The organism is Brucella pseudintermedia, from assembly GCF_008932435.1.
Lineage (GTDB): Bacteria > Pseudomonadota > Alphaproteobacteria > Rhizobiales > Rhizobiaceae > Brucella > Brucella pseudintermedia.
In genome coordinates, this window is the sequence record NZ_WBWE01000014.1 from 139388 (window position 1) to 160777 (window position 21390).

Consider the following 21390-nt stretch of genomic DNA (forward strand, 5'->3'; position numbering starts at 1 on the left):
AGCGCAAACAAACTGTGCAACCGGGAGATAAAAACAAAATGCCCGACCAAAAGCCGGGCAGATTGATGAATTTTGTAGCAATTTATGCTAATATATCAGGCACAAAACGGCTCCCATCATGAAGCAATCATCAGAACCGCTCTAAGCATCTGTGTTCTCGCATTATCCAACGCAAAAGCGCTTCGCACTTTTGCTGGAAATGCTCGATTACTTCTGGAAGTAATTATACTTGCCGTCTTCACCCTTGCGCCATTCAAACATCACGTAAGGCGAAAGGCTCGGATCGCCCTTTGCATCGAAGGTGATGTCGCCAAGCACGGTCTTGAACGGACCCTTTTCCTTCATCGCGGTCGCGACTTCCTGCGGGTCGTTGCTGCCGGCAGCGTTGGCTGCGTTCACCAGCGACTGCACGCCGGCATAGGCATAGAACGTATAGGCTTCCGGCTCAAAACCCTTGTCGCGGAATGCCTTGATGAGTTCGGCATTGGCATTATCGTCACGCGGATCGGGACCGAAGGTGTTCATCACGCCTGCCACTGCATCACCGGCAATCGAGGCAAGTTCGTTGGACACGATGCCATCGCCCGAAATGAACTGGGCCTTGAGGCCCTGATCGGCCGTCTGGCGGATCAGAAGTCCGGCTTCCGGGTGCATGCCGCCCCAGTAAACCGCGGTGATTCCGGCAGCCTTCATCTTGGAGATGAGTGCGGAGAAATCCTTGTCGCCCTGGTTCACGCCTTCGTAGAGCGTTTCCTTCATGCCGCTTTCGTTGAGCGACTTCTTGGTCTCGTCGGCAAGGCCCTGACCATAAGGGGTCTTGTCGTGCAGGATCGCGACTTTGCCGTCCTTGTAATTGTCGGCCATGTATTTGCCGGCGACGATACCCTGCTTGTCGTCGCGACGGCAGGTGCGGAACGTGTTCCACAGGTCGCGCTCGGTGAAGGTCGGGTTGGTGGTGCCGGGCGCAATCATCAGCACGCCGTTTTCGGCATAGATGTCGGAAGTCGGAATGCTGACGCCGGAATTGAAGTGACCGATGACGAACTGGACGCCATCGCCCACGAACTTGTTTGCAACCGAAATGCCCTGCTTCGGATCGGCGGCGTCGTCGCCATAGACGATCGTGATCTGCTCGCCGTTCATGCCGCCCTTGGCATTGGCTTCCGCGACAGCCGCTTCGACACCGCGCTTGATCTGCTCGCCAAAAGCCGCCTGGCTGCCGGTCAGCGGTGCGCCGACGCCGAGCTGGACGTCGGCAAACGATACGCCGCCCATTGCAACAAGTGCGGAGAGGCAGACGCCGCAGAATAAGGATTTTTTCATTTCAGTTGCTCCCACTAAAACGCATCCCGGAGGCTTGAACCGTTCCCGGACACGCATAAAAACAGTCATTCAGAGCGGCGACCGGATGACCGCCGTTTTGCAGGCACGCGCAGCGACAACGAAGCACCACGCACAACCCGATATTCAAATAGGAGACCGGCATCAGCCTTGGAACGCGATCCGGGCCTGAAATCGCCCAAGCCGCAACTGGTCCTCCCACCAGAATTGCAAGGCCAGACATAGAGATTCGCCCTATATCTGGAAGCGATTATAGATAGATTCTCTTTCTGAAAGAAAGTAAAGTAATGATTTCATCTATATCCTGCATTTCCTGCATGACTTTATGCGGAGCCGAGCCATAAAATAAAAATGCCCGGCATAAAGCCGGGCATCTCCATTTGGTTGGGAAAGAATATAAGCGAAACTTACTGTTGAACGTAAGTAAATTTTCCGTCTGCGCCCTTTTCCCACTTGTACATGACATAGCCAGGAAGCTTCGGATCGCCCTTTTCGTCATAGGACAAGTCGCCGAGCACGGTCTTGAACGGACCCTTTTCCTTGAGCGCCTTGGCGACTTCCTGCGGGTCGTTGCTGCCAGCAGCCTTTGCGGCCTGCGCCAGCGACTGAACAGCCGCATAGGAATAGAGCGTGTAGGCTTCAGGCTCGAAACCGGCATCGCGGAACTTCTTCACCAGTTCGGCATTGTCCGGGTTGTTGCGCGGATCGGGACCGAAGGTGTTGAGCGTGCCTTCGACAGCCGGACCGGCAATCGAAGCCAGTTCGTTGGAAACGATGCCATCGCCCGAGATGAACTGGGCCTTCACACCCTGATCGGCCAACTGGCGGATGATGAGACCGGCTTCCGGATGCAGGCCACCCCAGTAAACCACCGTCACGCCAGCCTGCTTGAGCTTGGCGATCAGGGCGGAGAAGTCCTTTTCACCGACGTTCACGCCTTCATAAAGCGCTTCCTTGGTGCCAAGTTCGTTGAGCTTCTTCTTGGTCTCGTCGGCAAGGCCCTGGCCATAAGGCGTCTTGTCGTGAATGACGGCGATCTTCGCATCCTTGAAATGGTCGAAGATATACTGGCCAGCAACGATGCCCTGCTGGTCGTCACGGCCGCAGGTGCGGAACGTATTCCAGAGCTGGCGCTCGGTATAGACCGGGTTGGTTGCAGCAGGCGAGATTTCGAGAATGCCGTTTTCAGCATAGACTTCTGAAGCCGGGATCGAAACGCCCGAGTTGAAGTGGCCGATAACATATTTCACGCCATCGGCTGCGAACTTGTTGGCAACCGAAATGCCCTGCTTCGGATCCGAAACGTCATCCCCGAGCGTGATCGAGATTTTCTCGCCATTGATGCCGCCCGCATCGTTGACTTCCTTGATAGCGGCTTCCGCGCCCTTCTGGATCTGCGCGCCATAAACGGCGTTCGGACCGGTCAAAGGCGCACCGATACCCAGAATTACATCAGCCCAAGCCGAGCCCCCGAAAGACATGACTGCCGCAAGAGCAACGCCTGCCAAAAGTGATTTCTTCATTGTTGGAACTCCCATCCTTGTATTTACCCCGAAACGATGTTTTGCATCGCCTTATTTTCTTGCTGATTACTCAGCAATATCTACGCTGAATCTAATTACTGTCAACGTGATCTTGTAAAAAAGCTTCGCCGCATGACGGCGAAGCTTTGAAATTATTTTGCCTTCCAGCTAAGCGGCGAAGCTTTTTCATAAAGCCAGCCATACTGCCGCACCATTTGCTTGGTGCGGGTGTAGCGAAAACCGACCGTGCCAATGATCATCAGGACGATCGTATCCACCAGATAGTAGTGCAAAGAAAGAAGCGTTCCCTCAAACAGCGCGAAGTGGATGAAGCGCACTGCGGCACCGAGCGGGATCAGGTAGATCAGCAGCTGCGGATAGGTGCGCCAGGTCGAGGCACAGGCACGTCCCGTCATCCAGGCAGCCCAGCCGCCAAGCAGACAGGTGATGAGGAAAAACAACCAGAACGACGGTTCTTCGTAGAGAATACCCTGCATTTTATCCTCCTAGTGCCTTCCGCCTTCGAGATAGGCCGCGCGGACTTCCGGATCGGCCAGCAGTTCACGGCCTGCGCCGCTCATGGTGATCGAGCCGTTGACCATCACATAGCCGCGGTCTGCGAGCTTCAGCGCACCGAATGCGTTCTGCTCGACGAGGAAAACCGTCAGCCCTTGCGTGCGGTTCAGTTCCTTGATCGCCTCGAAGATCTGCTTAACGATCAGCGGCGCCAGACCGAGCGACGGTTCATCCAGAAGCAGAAGCTTCGGACGCGCCATCAGCGCGCGGGCGATGGCCAGCATCTGCTGTTCGCCGCCCGAAAGCGTGCCGCCGCGCTGGTTGATACGCTCCTTCAGGCGCGGGAACAGGTCGAACATCAGCTTCACGTCTTCATCGAAATATTGCTGATTATCGAGGCTTGCGCCCATCTGGAGATTTTCCAGAACAGTCATGCGCGGAAAGATGCGGCGGCCTTCCGGAGACTGCGCGATACGCAGCTTGGCAATCTCGTGCGGCGGCATGGATGTGATATCCTTGCCGTTGAAGAGAATGCGGCCGGTGCGCGCCTTCGGCGAGCCGAAAATCGTCATCATCAGCGTCGACTTGCCGGCGCCGTTGGCGCCGATCAGCGCCACGATCTCGCCCTCGTCCACGGTCAGGTCGATGCCCTTCAGGGCGCAAATATTGCCGTAATAGGTTTCGACCTTCTCGACGGCCAGAAGCGGTTGCTTTTTCTGCATGGTTTCAGCCTGCATCACTCGCCTCCCTTCTTGGGCTTGCCCGAAGCTTTTGCCGGGGATTTGGCGCGTTTCGCCTCGCCCTTGGGAGCAGTCTTGTCGTCCGTCGGAACATCGGTTGCCTCAACAGCAGAAGGCGTTTCGCCCTTCTCTTCGGCAATTTCCTCCTCGATGGCTTCTTCGGCAAGCTGGGCGGCGACCAGATGCGCCGGATCGGCGACACCGGGCTTGTCCGCCTCTTCGATGAGTTCGGCTATTTCCTCGTCATCGACACCGAGATAAGCGGCGATAACGCGCGGATCGTTCTTGACCTCCTCCGGCGCGCCATCGGAAATCTTGGTGCCGTATTCCAGAACGATCACGTGATCGGAGATTTCCATGACGACCGACATGTCATGTTCGATCAGCAGGATCGACGTGCCGGTTTCCTTGCGAATATCGAGCAGCAGCTTGTTGAGCTCCGCCGATTCGCGCGGATTGAGACCGGCTGCGGGCTCGTCGAGGCAGAGGATTTCCGGCTCGGTGCACATCGCACGGGCGATTTCCAGACGGCGTTGATCGCCATAGGGCAGATCGCCTGCCGGATCGTCCGCACGGCCGATGAGGTTGATTTTCTCCAGCCAGTAACGCGCCTTTTCAATCGCTTCCTTCGCCGCTGACTTGTAGCCGGGCAGACCGAGAAGGCCCAGGATCGTATAGCCGGATGAGCGCATCAGCGTGTTGTGCTGCGCAACGAGCAGGTTTTCCAAAACCGTGAGACCCGAGAACAGGCGGATGTTTTGGAACGTGCGCGCCACCTTGGCATGTTTGGTGATCTGGAAGTCGGGCAGGCGCTCCAGCAGGAACTTCTCACCCGTTTTCCGGTTCATCGTCAGCATCCCGCCTGTCGGCTTGTAGAAGCCGGTGATGCAGTTGAAGACCGTGGTCTTGCCCGCACCGTTGGGGCCGATGATTGCCGTAATATCCCCGCGCTTCACGTTGAAGCTCAGATCGTTGATGGCGACAAGGCCGCCAAAGCGCATCGAGAGATGCTCGACCTGAAGGATGGTGTCTTTTTGAGTGTTGCCGGACACAGTGCCAGACATTGTGCTTATCTCCGCCATCAGCCGTGCCCTTCCTTGGTAAAGGCACCCGACACCATCTTCTTCTCATGCAGGAACGCGCTCGGTTCTCGACTTCCGACGAAGCCGCGCGGTTTCCAGACCATGACCACGACCATGGCAAGGCCGAAGATGAGCATACGATAGAGTTCCGGGGTGAAATCCGGTCCGAACACAGCTTTCAGGAAGCTCATTTCACGCAGGATTTCGGTGCCGCCGATCATGACGATCGCTGCAATGGCAATGCCCACCAGAGACCCCATGCCGCCGAGAACGACGATTGCGAGAATGACGGCGGATTCGAGGAACACGAAGGATTCCGGGCTGACGAAGCCCTGACGTGCCGCAAAGAAGGAACCGGCAAAGCCACCGAACATCGCGCCCGTGGCAAAGGCCGTGAGCTTGGTCGTGGTGGTGTTGATACCGAGCGAACGGCAGGCGATTTCGTCTTCGCGCAGCGCTTCCCATGCACGGCCTACCGGCATGCGGCGCAGGCGGATGGTCACCCAAGCCGTCAGGAGCGCCAGCAGAAGAATGACGTAATAGAGGAAGAACTTGTAGTGCGCCGCCGAGAAGGTCAGTCCCATATGGGCCGCAAAACCATCTGGCCCGGCTTTGAATGGCAGGCCGAAGAACGTTGCCTTGGCGATGCCGGAAATGCCGAACGTGCCTTTGGTCAGATCGGTCCAGTTGATGAGCACCAGACGGATGATTTCACCGAAGGCCAGCGTCACGATGGCGAGATAGTCACCGCGCAAGCGCAGGACCGGAAAGCCCAGAATAACGCCCCACGTCGCAGCGAGAATACCGGCAATCGGCAGCAGCATCCAGAAGGACAGGCCGAAATAGGATGACAGCAGCGCGTAGGAATAAGCACCAACCGCATAGAAGGCGACGTAGCCCAGATCGAGAAGGCCGGCGAGCCCGACCACGATGTTGAGGCCCCAGGCCAGCATCACATAGATGAGGATCTGGACCCCGAAATTGTCGACCCATTTGAGCGATCCCTGCCAGCCGAGCAGCGCGACGATCAGGACAGGATAGACAAAGAGGAAGGCGACGCCGAGCCGCGAGAAGTTGCGGCGCACGAAAGACGGGCTTTCGACGGCAACGGCGGGCTGCTTGCTCTTGGCAAGCTTGCGCGCCTCCAGCCAGGGCTGGGCAAAGGCAACGAACAGGAAGCGGCCAATGGCGGCCAGCACCACGATGACGGCGAGCGCCCCCCAGCGCTGTTGCAGCACCAGTTCGTTGTTGATGTTCTGATCGGTCTTGAAACCGATGATGAGGCAGAAGAGACCCAGCGCCAGAAGACCGGCGAAGAACCCTTCACGGATGGCCCGGCCAAAAAGGGAATCCGGGCGTGAACTCGACTGTGCAGCCATGATTAAACCTTTTCGACTTCAGGACGGCCAAGAATGCCGGACGGCATGAAGATCAGCACGATGGCAAGGATCGAGAACGCGGCAACGTCCTTGTAATCGATCGAGAAATAGGCCGACCATAACGCCTCGATGAGACCGATGAGCAAGCCACCGACCACAGCGCCGGGAAGCGAGCCGATGCCGCCCAGAACCGCTGCCGTGAACGCCTTGACGCCGGGGATGAAGCCGTCCGCAAAGGAAATCACGCCATAGAAGGAGAGGTAGAGCGTACCGGCCACCGCCGCGAGCATCGCGCCCATCACGAAGGTCAGCGAAATAACGCGATCGACATTGATGCCGAGAAGCGCCGCCATCTTGCGGTCCTGCTCGCAGGCGCGCTGCGCACGGCCAAGCGAGGTGCGGTTGACGATATACCAGAAGATCGTCAGCAGCACCGCCGTCACCACGATGACAACGATCTGCTTCAGCGAAATCGTCACATTCGTACCGAAGAGATTGAAGGAGCCGTTCAGAAGCTGCGGCACCGGCTTGTTACGCGGGCCTTGCGTAACCTGAACGAAATTCGACAAGGCAATCGACATGCCAATAGCCGTGATCAACGGCGCGAGGCGGAACGAACCGCGCAACGGCCGGTAGGCCACGCGTTCGATTGTCCAGCTCCACAAGCCTGTCAGCAGCATGGCGACGATCATCATCAGCAGAAGCATCAGCGCAATCGGCAAGGCACCGATGAATGTTGTGATGATGAGAAAAACAATCAGCGCCATGAAGGCGCCGAGCATGAAGACATCGCCATGAGCAAAGTTGATCATGCCGATAATGCCATAGACCATCGTGTAGCCGATGGCGATCAGGCCATAGATCGAGCCGAGCGCGAGCCCGTTGATCACCTGCTGGAAGAAATATTCCATCGAGAAGCCACCCATTTTACCGTCCGGGGTTTTTTTGACGCATCTTTATTTCGTGCGCCTTCATTTTATTCCCGGCTATTTACACCTAACGGCTGTATAGAGGAATGCAAGCCCCTTTTGTCTCCAACAAAAGACTAAGGGCATCATCCTTCCACAAACTAGTTATGTCCCCTATCAAACGTCCTGTATATGTTTTTTCTCCTACCCGGCGCGCCTTATTCCACATTTTTTGCACGACCGGAAAGACAAAAAATAGGGAGGCCGTTAAGAAAATTAACGACCGTACCCAGTTTACGGTCTGTGGGGAACGGGGTTGCGGGCCCGCCGTCAGCCGGATTTGGTTCCTGAACTGGGGAAATTTCATCCCGACCCTGTCCCAGCCTTGTCCCTTCAGTGACCCTACGCGACTGTAAACCCATGTGCAAAGGGGTCCCGGTCGTCGATGAAGATCGTATTGTAACCTGTCATGCGGGCCCAGCCAGCGATTGAAGGCACGATGGCGGGACGACCGGCGACTTCCGCAGCGCGCTCCACGCGCCCATGGAAAAGCGATCCGATGATGGATTCATGCACGAACTCATCACCCGGCTTTAGCTTGCCCTTGGCAGCCAGTTGCGCCATGCGCGCAGACGTACCCGTTCCGCATGGCGAACGGTCGATGGCCTTGTCGCCATAGAAGACCGCGTTTCGGGCATGCGCTTCCGGATGTTTGGCCTTGCCGGTCCATAGAATATGGCTCAGGCGGTTGATGTCGGGCAGCAACGGATGCTGGAACTTGTACTTCTCGTTCAGCCGCTGGCGCAGGACGGGACTCCATGCAATCAGCTGCAGCGCGGAATAATCTTCCATGTCCGTGTAATTTTCTTGTGGCTCGACAATGGCGTAAAAATTCCCGCCATAGGCCACATCGACCTTGAGGCTTCCCAGATCGGGACATTCCACTTCAAGCCCTTCGGCATAAAGGAAGGCCGGGACGTTGGTGAGGCGCACGCGCTCGACATATTGGCCGTTCTGCTCATACTCAATGGCAACCAGACCGGCGGGCGTGTCGAGATTGAGTTTGCCCGGCGTCTTCGGCGTCACCAGCCCCTGCTCTATCGCCATCGTCACGGTTCCAATCGTGCCGTGACCGCACATCGGCAGGCAGCCGGACGTTTCGATGAACAGCACCGCCACATCGCAATCCGGGCGCGTGGGCGGATAGAGGATCGAGCCGGACATCATGTCGTGGCCGCGCGGCTCGAACATGAGGCCAGTGCGAATCCAGTCATATTCCGCCAGAAAATGCGCCCGCTTTTCCATCATGGTCGAACCTTCGAGGTTCGGCCCGCCGCCAGCCACCAGACGCACCGGATTGCCGCATGTATGTCCGTCGACGCAGAAGAAGGAATGTCTTGCCATGATGGTCAGTTCCGAAAACGTTGTGGCTTGAAAGGTTCGATGTCGATTGCAGGCGCAGCCCCCGTGATGAGATCGCGGATAAGCCGTCCAGTCGCAGCCGACTGCGTGAGGCCGAGATGGCCATGGCCGAAGCCGTAATAGATGTTGCCGCCCGCCGACGCCCGGCCGATGACCGGCACCGAATCCGGCATGGATGGCCGATAGCCCATCCACTGCTGCCCGCCTTCGGTGCGGAGGCCCGGCAGAAACATGGAGGCTTTCTTTAGCATGGCTTCCGATCGCGCGAAATTGGGCGGCAGGTCAAGCCCGCCGAACTCCACCGCGCCGCCGACGCGCAGGCCCGTCTCCATCGGCGTAATGACGAAACCGTGGCCGGGGAATGTCAACTGGCGCTTCACGTCGAAGCTCCCCACCGGCAAGGTCGTATTATAGCCGCGTTCGGTATCGAGCGGTACGGCATCGCCAAAGCCTTTGGCAAGTTCACGTGACCACGCACCGGCCATCAGGACGAGGTGCGCCGCCCCGATCTCGGTTCCGTCCTCAAGACGAACGCTCGCCCCGCCATTGCCCGGTCTGGCACTCGCGACCTTGGCCTGAAGGAAGCGCGCGCCCCTGCTCTCGGCATAGGCCCAGATCGCCTTGCCGAACAGTTTCGGATCGCTGACATTCTTCCAGCCGGGAACGAAAGTTCCGGCAACGAAACGCGGACTCAGCCCCGGCTGCAATTCGGCAAGTCGCTCGCCGCGTACGTGCTCGTAGGCTATTCCGGCATTTTCGCGAATATCCCAGCCCGGCTGCGAGGCCGCAAGCTCGGCTTCGCTCTCGTAGAGTTCCAGATTGCCGTTTTCGCGCAGGCGATCGCGTAATCCGGCCCGGTCGATCAGCGCCATCATCTCGCTGCCTGCAAGCCGCATGATGTCGGCCTGCGCAATCGCGGTCCTCGCCAGCGCATCCGCTCTGCTGGCGCGCCAGAAGCGATAAAGCCAGGGCACCATCTTCGGAAAATAGGAAGGACGGATCGTAAACGGCCCGAGCGGGTCCATCAGCCAGCCCGGTACCTTGCGCATGACGCCCTTGGAGGCCAGCGGAAGAATGTCGGAGAAGGCAAGCGCCGCCGCATTGCCGGAACTGGTTTCCTCGCAAATGCCTGTTCGGTCGACAACCAGAACCTGGCGTCCCGCCTCGGCAAGCAAGGCCGCTGTGGCAACGCCGACGATACCGCCGCCGATAATGAGAATATCCTGCTGACCCTGCGGATCAGATTTCATCGTGTACGGCTCCCCACCGGATTCAATTTTGCCTGCAGCCTTGCCGGAGGACTAGTCCACACCCGCGCTCCGCGCCAATCGGCAATCGCCATGTTCAACGCCAGCACGCGATTTCTGTCCATCGATTTTTTGGAATGACACCGTGCTGAAAGTTTGCCATCGCTTGAAAAAGCCATAAAGGCCGGGTTAGGGCCGATCGACAATGCAAATCGCCTCTTATTGATATATCAGAGATATATCTGTAGGAGTGAACTATGTCAATCGTCGTAAACCACAAGGCATGGACGGTATGGAAGAAACGAACGTTCGAGACAGGCTGACGCGGAGCCCGGCAAGCATGCCGCTGGCCACCATGGACAGCTGGGGTAGCGAAAGCCTCGCCGAGCAGGCCTATCGCATTCTGGAACGCTCCATCGTCACACTGGAACTGGAACCGGGATCTGTCGTCAACGAACGCACGCTGATCGAACTGACCGGCATGGGCCGCACGCCGATGCGCGAAGCCATTCAACGGCTCGCCTGGGAGGGTCTCGTGGAAGTGCGCCCGCGCTCAGGCATTGCCATCGCCGCCATCGACCCGAAAGATTTCATCAAGGTGCTGGATGCTCGTGAAGGCGTAGAGCGCGTTCTGGCGCGCGACGCCGCGCGCTTCGGCAGCCCGCGCGACTATGAACGGCTCGAAGCAGCAGCAGCGGCCATGCGGCAGGCTATTCCCGGTGAGGATGTGGCACTGTTTCTGGATGCCGACAAGGCATTCGACATTGTGCTGGGCGCGGCTGCAAGCAATCCTTACGCCGCCCGTATTGCGGCGCCGTTACAGAGCCATAGCCGCCGCTTCTGGTTCCGCCTCCGCCCATCCAGCGGCATAGCCGGTTCAGCCAATGCGCACGCGACGCTGATCGAGGCGATTATTTCCCGCCAGCCGGATCGAGCCAGCGATACGGCCAGCGAACTCATGGCCTATCTGCGGACCCTTGCCCCCTGATTTCCAGGGTCCGCCAGCCTCAGCGCACCCCGGAAGAACGACGAGACCGCTCATTGCTCCGCATATCCGCGGCCGCAGCGGAACCCGTGTCGAAGATCAGTCCGTCATCTGTATTCACGTCATTCACGGCTTGCGCATAGGCATCCCGGGTCCCGCGCCCCATATCCTTCGCCTGTACCACCGTGACCGCAAGCACGGCGCACAAGCCCACGATAGCCTGAGATGAATGACGCAACACAAACGCGCTCCCATCGCACTTTCCACGATTGATCCCACAATTGACCATCGCGCCAGTGGACCGTCCCGCTGCGCCGGAAGAATGGCGTGGCAGGTTCAATTTCAAGACACGAGCTCACGAAACCGTTATCGGCCAAGAAAAAAGCCGAAGCGCTGGCTTCGGCTTCAGGTCATTGTCGACTGGCGCCCTCTCAATGGGATTTGTTCATCGAGTCCGACATCTTGCGCAGCACCTTGAGTGCGACGTTCAGCTCCTCATCGCTTACGCCTTCAAGAAGGTCTTCGCGCACGTCTCCGGCAAGCTTTACGACCTGTTCAGCCAGAATCTTGCCTTCTGCCGTCATGACGACCCGCTTGGCGCGGCGGTCACCCTGCACTGTCTGCCGTTCGATGAAAGATTGCCGCTCCAGGCCATCAAGCAGGCGGACCATGGTTGCGTTCTCGATCTCCAGCGCCTCGGCCAGTTCCTTCTGGTGAAGGCCCTCCTGCTCCATCAGCGCAAGCAGGGTGCGCGCGCGGGCCAGTGTCAGGCCCCGCTCCTTCACCCGGGCGTCGAAGACGGTGCGAAGCCGGCGATTAACCTTCGCCATGGCATCAATCATTTCAGCTCTGAGGTCGGCCGTATCCATGCCAATCGCCTTATATATTAGTAAACTAATGATTTCGAACTTGGATAAATGGCTGCCGAACCATTTTCAAGCGAACTTGCCGAACTCACGCAAGCGTGATGGGATTTTGCGCCATTATGACAGTTTTGCGAACAAATTCGCTGCCGAACCGATGATCGGAAAAGGAAAAAGCGGGCCGGGCCCGCTTTTCTGAAACGCGATAAATTGCCTGCCTATCAGGCTGGCATGATCGTTCCCTGCAGCGTCATCAGCTGGTGCAGGAAGATTTCCGCCTTGGTGCGATGCTCGTTGGTCGAGGCATCTTCCAGATGCTTGCGGGCTTCCTCGATGCGGCGCTGAATGTCTGCCGGGTTGATATCGTCCACATGGGTCGCCGATTCGGCCAGAACGGTGCAGCTCTGCGGGGTGATATCGGCAAAGCCGCCGAAGACCACGTAGGAGTCGGACTTGCCGTCGGCAAGCTTCACCGAAACGACACCCGGCATGATCGTCGTCATCAGCGGCGAATGACCGGCGAGAGCCGTCAGATAGCCTTCGCTACCCGGAATGACGACTTCCGTCACCTGCGCTGAAAGCAGGAGCCGTTCAGGCGACACGAGTTCGAATTGGAAAGCTTGAGCCATGGTTCTCACTTGAATTCAAAAGCACGATCCGGAAAGCTGAAGCAGTTTTCAGACCACGCTTAAACAAAATGATTGGCTTTCGCGGCGGGCCTTGCGGCCCACCGGGAAATTCAATTCATCAGGCAGCTTCTGCCGCCAGCTTCTTGGCCTTCTCGAGCGCTTCCTCGATGCTGCCGACCATGTAGAAGGCAGCTTCCGGAAGATGATCGTAATCGCCAGCGCAAAGGCCCTTGAAGCCCTTGATGGTGTCGGCGAGATCGACCAGCTTGCCCGGCGAGCCGGTGAAGACTTCAGCCACGAAGAACGGCTGCGACAGGAAGCGTTCGATCTTGCGGGCGCGGGCCACGGTGAGCTTGTCTTCTTCAGACAGTTCGTCCATGCCCAGGATCGCGATGATGTCCTGAAGGGCCTTGTAGCGCTGCAGGATCGACTGAACCTGACGGGCGACGGCGTAGTGTTCTTCACCGACGACCTTCGGGTCGAGCATGCGCGACGTGGAGTCGAGCGGGTCAACAGCCGGGTAGATACCCTTTTCCGCGATCGAGCGCGACAGAACGGTCGTGGCGTCCAGGTGGGCGAACGAGGTGGCCGGCGCCGGGTCGGTCAAGTCGTCGGCAGGGACGTAAATCGCCTGAACCGAGGTAATCGAGCCCTTGGTCGTCGTGGTGATGCGTTCCTGCATGGCACCCATGTCGGTTGCCAGCGTCGGCTGATAACCCACGGCGGAAGGAATACGGCCGAGAAGAGCCGACACTTCCGAACCTGCCTGCGTGAAGCGGAAGATGTTGTCCACGAAGAACAGAACGTCCTGGCCCTGGTCACGGAAGTTTTCAGCAACCGTCAGACCGGAAAGGGCAACGCGAGCGCGGGCACCCGGGGGTTCGTTCATCTGGCCGTAAACGAGAGCTGCCTTGGAGCCTTCGCCGCCGCCGAGCTTGTTAACGCCCGACTCGATCATTTCGTGGTAAAGGTCGTTGCCTTCACGGGTACGCTCACCGACGCCCGCGAACACGGAGTAACCGCCGTGCGCCTTGGCGACGTTGTTGATGAGTTCCATGATGAGAACGGTCTTGCCGACGCCTGCGCCGCCGAAGAGGCCGATCTTGCCGCCCTTGGCGTAAGGAGCGAGAAGGTCGACGACCTTGATGCCCGTCACGAGGATTTCGGCTTCGGTCGACTGCTCGATATATTCCGGAGCGTTCTGGTGGATGGCGCGGGTTGCCGTGGTTTTGATCGGACCGGCTTCGTCAACCGGCTCGCCGATGACGTTCATGATGCGGCCCAGCGTTTCAACGCCGACCGGAACCATGATCGGCTGGCCGGTGTCGCGGGCTTCCTGGCCGCGAACCAGACCTTCGGTCGCATCCATGGCGATGGTGCGCACGGTGTCTTCGCCGAGGTGCTGGGCGACTTCGAGAACCAGACGGTTGCCCTGGTTGTCGACTTCAAGCGCGTTCAGGATCAGCGGCAGCTGGCCTTCCGGGAACTTGACGTCGACAACAGCGCCGATGACCTGCGTAATCTGGCCGATTGCACCGGTTGCTGCCGTCTTGGGAGCGGCAGACTTGGCTGCTGCGGTGGTCTTGGGCGCCGCTTTCTTGGCAGGCGCCTTCGCCGCTGGCTTTGCGTCGGCCGCGGCGGTAGTTTTCGGGGTCGCTGCTTTTGCCATCGATCCTTACCTTCCGTTAGCATGATCCCGAAAAGTTGCAGACTTTTCGGAAAATCCTGCGGTAAACCAAATTCTATTTCGCCGCATTTATGCGACGCCGGATGTTTCCATCCGGCTGCAAAATGCTCTAGAGCGCTTCCGCACCCGAAATAATTTCGATCAGTTCCTTGGTGATCTGCGCCTGACGCTGACGGTTATACGTGATCGACAGCTTGTTGATCATGTCGCCCGCATTGCGCGTCGCATTGTCCATCGCGCTCATCTTGGCGCCCATCTCGCCCGCGACATTTTCCAGCAAAGCGCGGAAAATCTGGACCGAAATGTTGCGCGGGATCAGCGTGGAGAGGATCGCCGCAGGATCAGGTTCGTATTCATAGATCGCATCGCCTGCGGTCTCCGCACCCGCGCTGTCGCCAGCCGAAGCCGGGATAAGCTGCTGTGCGGTCGGAACCTGTGAGATCACCGACTTGAATTCGGAATAGAACAGCGTGCAGACGTCGAAAGCGCCTTCTTCGAACAGCTTGATGACCTTGTGGCCGATCTGGTCGGCATGCACAAAAGCGAGCTGCTTGACTTCGCGCAGATCGACATGATCGATCAGCAGGCTGGCAAATTCGCGACGCAGGATATCCGCGCCCTTCTTGCCGACCGTGATGATCTTGACCGTCTTGCCTTCAGCGAGGAGCTTGCGGGCATGATCGCGCGCCAGACGCGCGATCTGGCTGTTGAAACCGCCGCAAAGGCCACGCTCTGCGGTGCAGACGACGAGCAGATGCACGTCGTCCTTGCCCGTACCGGCCATCAGGGCCGGCGCATCTTCGCCGGTGACGTTCTGCGCGATATTTGCGAGAACGGCGCCCATGCGCTGCGAATAAGGCCTTGCGGCTTCCGCAGCTTCCTGGGCACGGCGCAGCTTCGCCGCGGCGACCATCTGCATCGCCTTGGTGATTTTCTGCGTCGCCTTGACCGAGGCGATACGGTTTCTCAGATCCTTTAGTGAAGGCATCCGTTCATCCCGTCACAAAATTCAAGCGAAAGACTTGGCGAACGCGTCGATCGCTGCCTTGAGCTTGCCCTTGAGGTCATCGGTGATGGCCTTCTCGTTGCGGATGCCCTCGAGCACGTCCTTGTGCTCGGTGCGCAGCGAAGCGAGAAGACCTTCTTCGAACTTGCCAACCTGGTTGACAGCCAGCTTGTCGAGATAGCCGTTAACACCGGCGAAAATCACGGCAACCTGCTCTTCCGTCTTCAGCGGCGAGAACTGCGGCTGCTTCAGAAGTTCAGTCAGGCGCGCACCGCGGTTCAGAAGGCGCTGCGTTGCAGCGTCAAGATCGGAACCGAACTGTGCGAAGGCGGCCATTTCACGATACTGGGCAAGCTCGCCCTTGATCGAACCGGCAACCTGCTTCATGGCCTTGATCTGGGCCGAAGAACCAACGCGCGAAACCGACAGGCCGACGTTAACAGCCGGACGGATACCCTGATAGAACAGGTTGGTTTCGAGGAAGATCTGGCCGTCGGTGATCGAGATCACGTTGGTCGGAATGAAGGCCGAAACGTCGTTGCCCTGCGTTTCGATGACCGGCAGAGCCGTCAGCGAGCCAGCGCCGTTTTCGTCGTTGAGCTTTGCAGCGCGTTCGAGAAGACGGGAGTGCAGGTAGAAAACGTCGCCCGGATAAGCTTCGCGGCCCGGAGGACGACGCAGCAGGAGCGACATCTGACGGTAGGCAACAGCCTGCTTGGACAGGTCGTCATAGCCGATGAGGGCGTGCTGGCCGTTGTCACGGAAGTATTCGCCCATCGCGCAGCCCGCAAACGGTGCGAGATACTGCATCGGAGCCGGATCGGAAGCGGTAGCCGCGATAACGATCGAATATTCCAGGGCGCCGCGTTCTTCAAGAACCTTGACGAACTGGGCAACGGTCGAACGCTTCTGGCCGACGGCGACGTAGACGCAGTACAGCTTGTCCTTGTCCGGGCCGTTGTCGTGGATCGGCTTCTGGTTCAGGAAGGTGTCGAGGATGATGGCGGTCTTGCCGGTCTGACGGTCGCCGATGACCAGCTCGCGCTGGCCGCGGCCAACCGGGATCAGGGCGTCGATGGCCTTGAGGCCCGTCGACATCGGCTCATGGACCGACTTGCGCGGGATGATGCCAGGCGCCTTGACGTCGACGCGGCGGCGTTCCTTGGCCTTGATCGGACCCTTGCCGTCGATCGGATTGCCGAGAGCGTCAACCACGCGGCCGAGCAGTTCCGGACCGACCGGAACGTCAACGATTGCGCCGGTACGCTTGACGACGTCGCCTTCCTTGATGTCGCGGTCGGCACCGAAGATAACGACGCCGACATTGTCGCTTTCAAGGTTCAGCGCCATGCCGCGAATACCACCGGGGAATTCGACCATTTCACCGGCCTGAACATTGTCCAGACCATAGACGCGGGCGATACCGTCGCCAACGGACAGAACCTGACCGACCTCGGAGACCTCAGCCTCCTTGCCGAAGTTCTTGATTTGCTCTTTCAGGATAGCGGAAATTTCCGCGGCGCGGATGTCCATCAGCCGACCTCTTTCAGTGCAAGCTTGAGAGAAGAAAGTTTAGTGCGAAGGGACGTGTCGATCTGACGCGAACCCATCTTGACGATAAGACCGCCGAGGATCGACGGATCGACGGTGACATTGATCGTCACGTCCTTGCCGGCCACGCCCTTCAGCGTTGCCTTCAATTCGTTCTGCTGCGCGGCACTCAGTTCATGCGCGGAGACGACATCGGCGGAAACTTCACCGCGATGTTCGGCAGCAATCTTGCGGAAAGCGGCGATGATGCCCGGCAGGGCGAAGAGGCGGCGGTTCCGCGCGACGACGCGCAGGAAATTTCCAACCAGACCCTTGATGCCCGCCTTGTCGGCGAGGGCGCCAATGGCGTGAAGCTGATCTTCCGAGGAAAATACCGGACTGGAGATCAGTCGCTTGAGGTCTTCGCTTCCGCTCAGAAGCGCCTCGAAACGGTCAAGATCTTTTTCCACAGCTGCAACGGATTTTGCGTCGAGCGCGAGCTCGAAAAGAGATCCGGCGTAACGCTGTGCGACACCTGAAATGAGCGAAGACGTTTCAGCCACGAACAACCTGCTCTCTACGTTGAAACCATCCTTTTGGGGCCCAATCTTGCGCAGGACGCCAAACCGATGATTTTATTGAATGTTTCCGGAAAACTACTGACGCGCGAGCACATCAACACCGAAATGTGATTGCCGTCTAGCATAGACGAACAGGACTCGCAACACGCGAATCCGGCACTTTTGTGTAAGATTTGCCGCCTTTCGCGGTCAAAAAAGTCGCATCTGCTCGGGCGATGCCGCCTTCCGTTACATGAGCTGCACGCCTGGCGTGCAAAACCTGTCCGGTTCCGGTCAGGAAATGAAGCCGAATGCGTAAAGCAGCGGACCGGCTGCCAGCACGAATTCGACCAGCGCCGCCAGACTGCCGTAGAAGCGCCCGCCGGTCGGTCCGCCCTTGCGTCCGCCCGCATCCGACATCATCGAAATGAAGCGCCCGAACAGCGCAAACGCCCACACGGTGCCCAGCACCACCCAGAGAAAAGGCTGGGCAAAGATGAGGCATCCAAGCCCCACGCCGAGATAGGGGCCTGCAAGCGTCGCGCGGATGGAACCGTAGCCTTCGGGTCGGCCATTGATCGGCTGGAGGCGCAAGAGCTTCATCGTTATGCCGGGTGCGAAAAGCATGACAAGACCGGCCAGTGCCGTTATGGCCGCAGAGCTCCATGCAAGCCATTCTCCGGTCGTGGCGGGAAGATAGAATTCCATCGCAATTACCCTCGTCGTTTCTTGCCCTATAGCGGAATTTCCGTCGATCTTCCACGCCTTTACGTGTCAGAGAAAGCTTTGCGGATCTATATCCACCTGCACCCTGATCGAGCCTTTTTCCCTTGGCGCAGCCGCCAGCAGCGCACGGATAAACCCTTGAATATCGGCGCGTTTTGTCCCGTGCACCAGAATGCGGAAACGGTGGCGTCCGCGCACAAGTGCCAGCGGCGCTTCGGCGGGACCGAGCACGGAAATCTCCGGGGAGAAAGGTGCCGCGCGCCGCAGCGCCCGTGCATGGTTTTCAGCGTCCGGGCGATTGTCGGCGGAGATGATTAGCGCTGCAAGCCGTCCGTAAGGCGGCAGGTTGCTGCGCTCGCGCTCCTCGATCTCGCGGGCATAGAATGCGTCTGCATCGCCGCTGACGATGGCCCGCATCACCGGATGATCGGGCTGGTAGGTCTGGAGAAGCCCGAGGCTCTTGCGCCCGGTTCGCCCCGCGCGCCCCGTTACCTGATTGAGCAACTGGAAGGTGCGTTCCGCCGCGCGCGGATCGCCATTGGCAAGCCCCAGATCGGCATCCACCACGCCCACCAGCGTCATGTTGGGAAAATTGTGGCCCTTGGCGACAAGCTGTGTGCCGATGACGATATCCGCCTCGCCTTTTGCGATAGCATCGAGTTCCAGCCGCAGCCGCTTCACGCCGCCCGCCATATCAGACGAAAGCACTATGATTCGCGCCGCATCGAATGTCGCCGCCACTTCCTCGGCAATGCGTTCCACGCCGGGACCGCAGGCCACCAGATGATCGAGCGTGCCGCATTCGGGACAGGCTTGCGGAACCGGCTCGTGATAGCCGCACTGATGACACATGAGCTGCCCGCGAAAGCGGTGTTCCACCAGCCAGCTCGAACATTGCGGACACTGGAAGCGATGGCCGCAGACCCGGCACAGCGTCAGGGGCGCATAACCGCGCCGGTTGAGGAACAAAAGCGCCTGCTCGCCGCGCTCCACCGTCTTGCCGACCGCTTCGGTCAATGCGGGCGACAGAAACCGGCCCGGTGGCGGCGGCGAACGCCGCATGTCGATGGTCTTCAGGTCGGGTAGCGCGGCTTCCGCATAGCGTCCGTAGAGCTTGATTCGCTTGTAGCGCCCCTGCTCCGCATTGACCTGACTTTCGATGGAGGGCGTGGCCGATGCCAGCACCACCGGAAAGCCGCTTATATGGCCGCGCACCACCGCCATGTCGCGGGCATTATAAAAAACCCGGTCTTCCTGCTTGTAAGCCGGGTCATGTTCTTCGTCGACAACGATCAGCCCCAGTTCCTTGAAGGGCAGGAACAGCGCCGACCGCGCGCCCGCCACCACCCGCACCGTGCCTTCCGCTATCTGCCGCCAGACGCGTTCGCGGGTGCGCGGTGCAAGATCGGAATGCCATTCGGCAGGCTTTGCGCCGAAACGGTCATGGAACCGGTCGAGAAACTGCTGCGTCAGCGCGATTTCCGGCAGCAGAATCAGCACCTGCCTGCCCTGCTCGATCGCCTTGGCGACCGCTTCGAAATAGACCTCGGTCTTGCCCGAACCGGTCACGCCGTAGAGAAGCGAAACCGAAAACCCGCCTGCTTCCACCGCTTCCGACAGCATTTCAGCCGCAGCCTGCTGGTCTTCCGAAAGGGTGGCGCGCGCATAATCGATGTCGGGCTTTGCCACCACGGCTGGCGGCGGCAGCATCACTTCCTCGAAAACGCCTTGCGCCTTCAGCCCGTCCACGACCGTCATCGAAACCCCCGCCGCATGGGCAAGGCCTGATCTGGTCCAGGCCAGCCCGTCGCGGGCAAGCTCCATCACCCGCGCCCGGGCGTCCGTCATGCGCTCAGGCTCATGGCCGCAATAGCGAAGCCCCGGCACCGACGGTTCGGGGTCGAAGGCGGCAGGCACGCGCAGGACCATGCGCGCCACCATGCCGGGCGGCGACAGCGTATAGTCGGCTGCCCAACGCATGAAGCGCAGCATGTCGCCGCCGACGGGCGGACAATCGAAAACTTCCGAAATTTCCCGCAATTTTCTGGCATCGACGGCATCGGTTTCGCCTTCGCAGACGATCCCGGCCACCTCGCGCGGTCCAAGCGGCACGCGCACGATCGATCCGGGCTGGACGTTCATGCCGGGCGGAACCATATAAGAGTAAGGCCGCTCCGCGGGCATGGGCACGAGCACGGGAACCACCCGGGGGCCGAGCTCTGGAAACAGACCAGAAATGGGGTTTGCAATATCGTGCGAATCTTTCGACATGATCGCGTGACCTTGGCGCGGCTTTGCGCTAAAGAAAAGCCACCTTCCGGGAATTAAATGGTTTTAAATTCCTCAAACCCACCCGCGCTCATTATGGAGGAACGCTGTTATGAAGTTTTTCGTGGACACTGCGGACGTCAAGGAAATCCGCGAGCTCAATGACCTTGGGCTGGTCGATGGCGTGACCACCAACCCGTCGCTGATTGCAAAGTCGGGCCGCGACATTCTTGAAGTCACCAAGGAAATCTGCAGCATCGTCAAGGGTCCGGTCTCGGCGGAAGTCACCGCGACGGATTTCGACGGCATGATGAAGGAAGCCGCCGTTCTTTCCAAGCTCGCCGACAATATCTGCATCAAGGTTCCGCTGACGCTGGACGGTCTGCGCGCCTGCAAGAAGCTGTCGTCGGAAGGCCACAAGACCAATGTGACGCTTTGCTTCTCGGCCAATCAGGCCCTGCTGGCCGCCAAGGCTGGCGCGACCTATATCTCGCCCTTCATTGGCCGTCTGGACGATACGGGCATCAACGGCATGGAACTGATTGCCGAAATCCGCACGATTTATGACAATTACGATTTCCGCACCGAGATTCTTGCCGCCTCGGTTCGCACCGTCAATCACGTCAAGGAAGCAGCTCTCATCGGCGCCGATGTCGTGACCGCGCCGCCTGCCACGCTGAAGGCGCTCGTCAAGCATCCGCTGACCGACAAGGGTCTCGAAGCTTTCCTCGCCGATTGGGCGAAAACCGGCCAGAAGATCGCCTGATCGGCGACCTGGAGCAGTTCCAGCAAAAGCGCGAAGCGGTTTTGCGCAGGATAATGCTTAAATGAAAGGCGGGCCATCGGCTCGCCTTATACATTTGAGGCCGGAACGGTAAACTTCGTTCCGGCCTCGTTTGTCATTGGGGTGAATGCAACACCGCACTGACGGCTGCAAAGAGGTTGGGTCATGCCCGGCAGGAACTTTCGTTCGTAAAA

Annotated in this window: 20 protein-coding genes; 2 read left to right on the plus strand and 18 right to left on the minus strand. The window is 59.0% G+C overall.

The window, feature by feature from the left end; all coding sequences use genetic code 11:
- Positions 1-207 precede the first annotated feature (207 nt).
- From F9K78_RS18335 to F9K78_RS18375, 9 genes are all read right to left on the minus strand, one after another.
- On the minus strand, positions 208-1323 hold the full coding sequence (locus F9K78_RS18335; protein WP_121986165.1) for a branched-chain amino acid ABC transporter substrate-binding protein: 1116 nt from the start codon (positions 1321-1323) through the stop codon (positions 208-210).
- Positions 1324-1748: 425 nt separating this feature from the next.
- Positions 1749-2864, minus strand: a complete 1116-nt coding sequence (locus tag F9K78_RS18340; RefSeq protein ID WP_121983381.1) for a branched-chain amino acid ABC transporter substrate-binding protein — start codon at positions 2862-2864, stop codon at positions 1749-1751.
- Between the two features lie 152 nt (positions 2865-3016).
- Complete coding sequence (locus F9K78_RS18345) at positions 3017-3361, minus strand: DUF6867 family protein (RefSeq protein ID WP_121983382.1); 345 nt, start codon at positions 3359-3361, stop codon at positions 3017-3019.
- A gap of 9 nt (positions 3362-3370) precedes the next feature.
- Positions 3371-4117, minus strand: coding sequence for an ABC transporter ATP-binding protein (locus F9K78_RS18350; protein WP_031347285.1), 747 nt, complete (start codon positions 4115-4117; stop codon positions 3371-3373).
- Positions 4117-5172 (minus strand): ABC transporter ATP-binding protein, encoded by a 1056-nt coding sequence (locus tag F9K78_RS18355; protein WP_235925476.1) that lies wholly within the window; start codon positions 5170-5172, stop codon positions 4117-4119. The genes F9K78_RS18350 and F9K78_RS18355 overlap by 1 nt, the downstream gene beginning before the upstream one ends.
- Before the next feature lie 29 nt (positions 5173-5201).
- Entirely contained in the window at positions 5202-6581 is a 1380-nt protein-coding gene (gene livM / locus F9K78_RS18360) for a high-affinity branched-chain amino acid ABC transporter permease LivM (RefSeq protein ID WP_121983384.1), read from the minus strand.
- Between the two features lie 2 nt (positions 6582-6583).
- On the minus strand, positions 6584-7492 hold the full coding sequence (locus tag F9K78_RS18365) for a branched-chain amino acid ABC transporter permease (protein WP_006471258.1): 909 nt from the start codon (positions 7490-7492) through the stop codon (positions 6584-6586).
- Positions 7493-7891: 399 nt separating this feature from the next.
- Positions 7892-8893, minus strand: coding sequence for a 4-hydroxyproline epimerase (locus F9K78_RS18370; RefSeq protein WP_063620170.1), 1002 nt, complete (start codon positions 8891-8893; stop codon positions 7892-7894).
- Between the two features lie 5 nt (positions 8894-8898).
- Complete coding sequence (locus F9K78_RS18375; protein WP_121986167.1) at positions 8899-10161, minus strand: NAD(P)/FAD-dependent oxidoreductase; 1263 nt, start codon at positions 10159-10161, stop codon at positions 8899-8901.
- Between the two features lie 289 nt (positions 10162-10450).
- On the opposite strand from F9K78_RS18375, the gene F9K78_RS18380 reads away from it, so the two are divergent.
- Positions 10451-11146, plus strand: a complete 696-nt coding sequence (locus F9K78_RS18380) for a GntR family transcriptional regulator (RefSeq protein WP_121983420.1) — start codon at positions 10451-10453, stop codon at positions 11144-11146.
- Between the two features lie 19 nt (positions 11147-11165).
- On the opposite strand, the gene F9K78_RS18385 is transcribed toward F9K78_RS18380, so the two are convergent.
- From F9K78_RS18385 to F9K78_RS18425, 9 genes are all read right to left on the minus strand, one after another.
- Entirely contained in the window at positions 11166-11384 is a 219-nt protein-coding gene (locus tag F9K78_RS18385; protein ID WP_235925474.1) for a hypothetical protein, read from the minus strand.
- Between the two features lie 190 nt (positions 11385-11574).
- A complete protein-coding gene (locus F9K78_RS18390) occupies positions 11575-12012 on the minus strand; it encodes a MarR family winged helix-turn-helix transcriptional regulator (RefSeq protein WP_121986169.1) in 438 nt (145 codons plus the stop codon).
- A 215-nt stretch (positions 12013-12227) separates the two neighbouring features.
- Positions 12228-12635, minus strand: coding sequence for a F0F1 ATP synthase subunit epsilon (locus F9K78_RS18395; protein WP_006471254.1), 408 nt, complete (start codon positions 12633-12635; stop codon positions 12228-12230).
- A gap of 118 nt (positions 12636-12753) precedes the next feature.
- Entirely contained in the window at positions 12754-14304 is a 1551-nt protein-coding gene (atpD, locus tag F9K78_RS18400; RefSeq protein WP_121983389.1) for a F0F1 ATP synthase subunit beta, read from the minus strand.
- A 127-nt stretch (positions 14305-14431) separates the two neighbouring features.
- A complete protein-coding gene (locus tag F9K78_RS18405) occupies positions 14432-15310 on the minus strand; it encodes a F0F1 ATP synthase subunit gamma (RefSeq protein ID WP_121983390.1) in 879 nt (292 codons plus the stop codon).
- Positions 15311-15331: 21 nt separating this feature from the next.
- Positions 15332-16861, minus strand: a complete 1530-nt coding sequence (atpA, locus tag F9K78_RS18410; RefSeq protein WP_121983391.1) for a F0F1 ATP synthase subunit alpha — start codon at positions 16859-16861, stop codon at positions 15332-15334.
- On the minus strand, positions 16861-17421 hold the full coding sequence (locus F9K78_RS18415; protein ID WP_121983421.1) for a F0F1 ATP synthase subunit delta: 561 nt from the start codon (positions 17419-17421) through the stop codon (positions 16861-16863). Before F9K78_RS18415 ends, atpA begins: the two co-directional genes overlap by 1 nt.
- Before the next feature lie 291 nt (positions 17422-17712).
- Positions 17713-18126, minus strand: a complete 414-nt coding sequence (locus tag F9K78_RS18420) for an AGROH133_08824 family phage infection protein (protein ID WP_121986170.1) — start codon at positions 18124-18126, stop codon at positions 17713-17715.
- A gap of 66 nt (positions 18127-18192) precedes the next feature.
- Positions 18193-20415, minus strand: coding sequence for a primosomal protein N' (locus F9K78_RS18425; RefSeq protein ID WP_151682532.1), 2223 nt, complete (start codon positions 20413-20415; stop codon positions 18193-18195).
- Positions 20416-20524: 109 nt separating this feature from the next.
- Here F9K78_RS18425 and fsa point away from each other — a divergent pair, with 109 nt between their 5' ends.
- Positions 20525-21178 carry a fructose-6-phosphate aldolase gene (fsa, locus tag F9K78_RS18430; protein WP_121983394.1) on the plus strand — a complete coding sequence of 218 codons (654 nt, stop codon included), beginning with the start codon at positions 20525-20527 and terminating at the stop codon, positions 21176-21178.
- Positions 21179-21390: the final 212 nt, after the last annotated feature.

What these genes read in the sequence shown, in the direction of transcription:
- atpD (WP_121983389.1), bottom strand. Translation starts at nt 14,304, where the DNA reads ATGGCAAAAGCAGCGACCCCGAAAACTACCGCCGCGGCCGACGCAAAG.
- F9K78_RS18335 (WP_121986165.1), bottom strand. Translation starts at nt 1,323, where the DNA reads ATGAAAAAATCCTTATTCTGCGGCGTCTGCCTCTCCGCACTTGTTGCA.
- F9K78_RS18390 (WP_121986169.1), bottom strand. Translation starts at nt 12,012, where the DNA reads ATGGATACGGCCGACCTCAGAGCTGAAATGATTGATGCCATGGCGAAG.
- atpA (WP_121983391.1), bottom strand. Translation starts at nt 16,861, where the DNA reads ATGGACATCCGCGCCGCGGAAATTTCCGCTATCCTGAAAGAGCAAATC.
- livM (WP_121983384.1), bottom strand. Translation starts at nt 6,581, where the DNA reads ATGGCTGCACAGTCGAGTTCACGCCCGGATTCCCTTTTTGGCCGGGCC.
- F9K78_RS18405 (WP_121983390.1), bottom strand. Translation starts at nt 15,310, where the DNA reads ATGCCTTCACTAAAGGATCTGAGAAACCGTATCGCCTCGGTCAAGGCG.
- F9K78_RS18370 (WP_063620170.1), bottom strand. Translation starts at nt 8,893, where the DNA reads ATGGCAAGACATTCCTTCTTCTGCGTCGACGGACATACATGCGGCAAT.
- fsa (WP_121983394.1), top strand. Translation starts at nt 20,525, where the DNA reads ATGAAGTTTTTCGTGGACACTGCGGACGTCAAGGAAATCCGCGAGCTC.
- F9K78_RS18420 (WP_121986170.1), bottom strand. Translation starts at nt 18,126, where the DNA reads ATGGAATTCTATCTTCCCGCCACGACCGGAGAATGGCTTGCATGGAGC.
- F9K78_RS18365 (WP_006471258.1), bottom strand. Translation starts at nt 7,492, where the DNA reads ATGGAATATTTCTTCCAGCAGGTGATCAACGGGCTCGCGCTCGGCTCG.
- F9K78_RS18340 (WP_121983381.1), bottom strand. Translation starts at nt 2,864, where the DNA reads ATGAAGAAATCACTTTTGGCAGGCGTTGCTCTTGCGGCAGTCATGTCT.
- F9K78_RS18425 (WP_151682532.1), bottom strand. Translation starts at nt 20,415, where the DNA reads ATGTCGAAAGATTCGCACGATATTGCAAACCCCATTTCTGGTCTGTTT.
- F9K78_RS18395 (WP_006471254.1), bottom strand. Translation starts at nt 12,635, where the DNA reads ATGGCTCAAGCTTTCCAATTCGAACTCGTGTCGCCTGAACGGCTCCTG.
- F9K78_RS18375 (WP_121986167.1), bottom strand. Translation starts at nt 10,161, where the DNA reads ATGAAATCTGATCCGCAGGGTCAGCAGGATATTCTCATTATCGGCGGC.
- F9K78_RS18350 (WP_031347285.1), bottom strand. Translation starts at nt 4,117, where the DNA reads ATGCAGGCTGAAACCATGCAGAAAAAGCAACCGCTTCTGGCCGTCGAG.
- F9K78_RS18345 (WP_121983382.1), bottom strand. Translation starts at nt 3,361, where the DNA reads ATGCAGGGTATTCTCTACGAAGAACCGTCGTTCTGGTTGTTTTTCCTC.
- F9K78_RS18380 (WP_121983420.1), top strand. Translation starts at nt 10,451, where the DNA reads ATGGAAGAAACGAACGTTCGAGACAGGCTGACGCGGAGCCCGGCAAGC.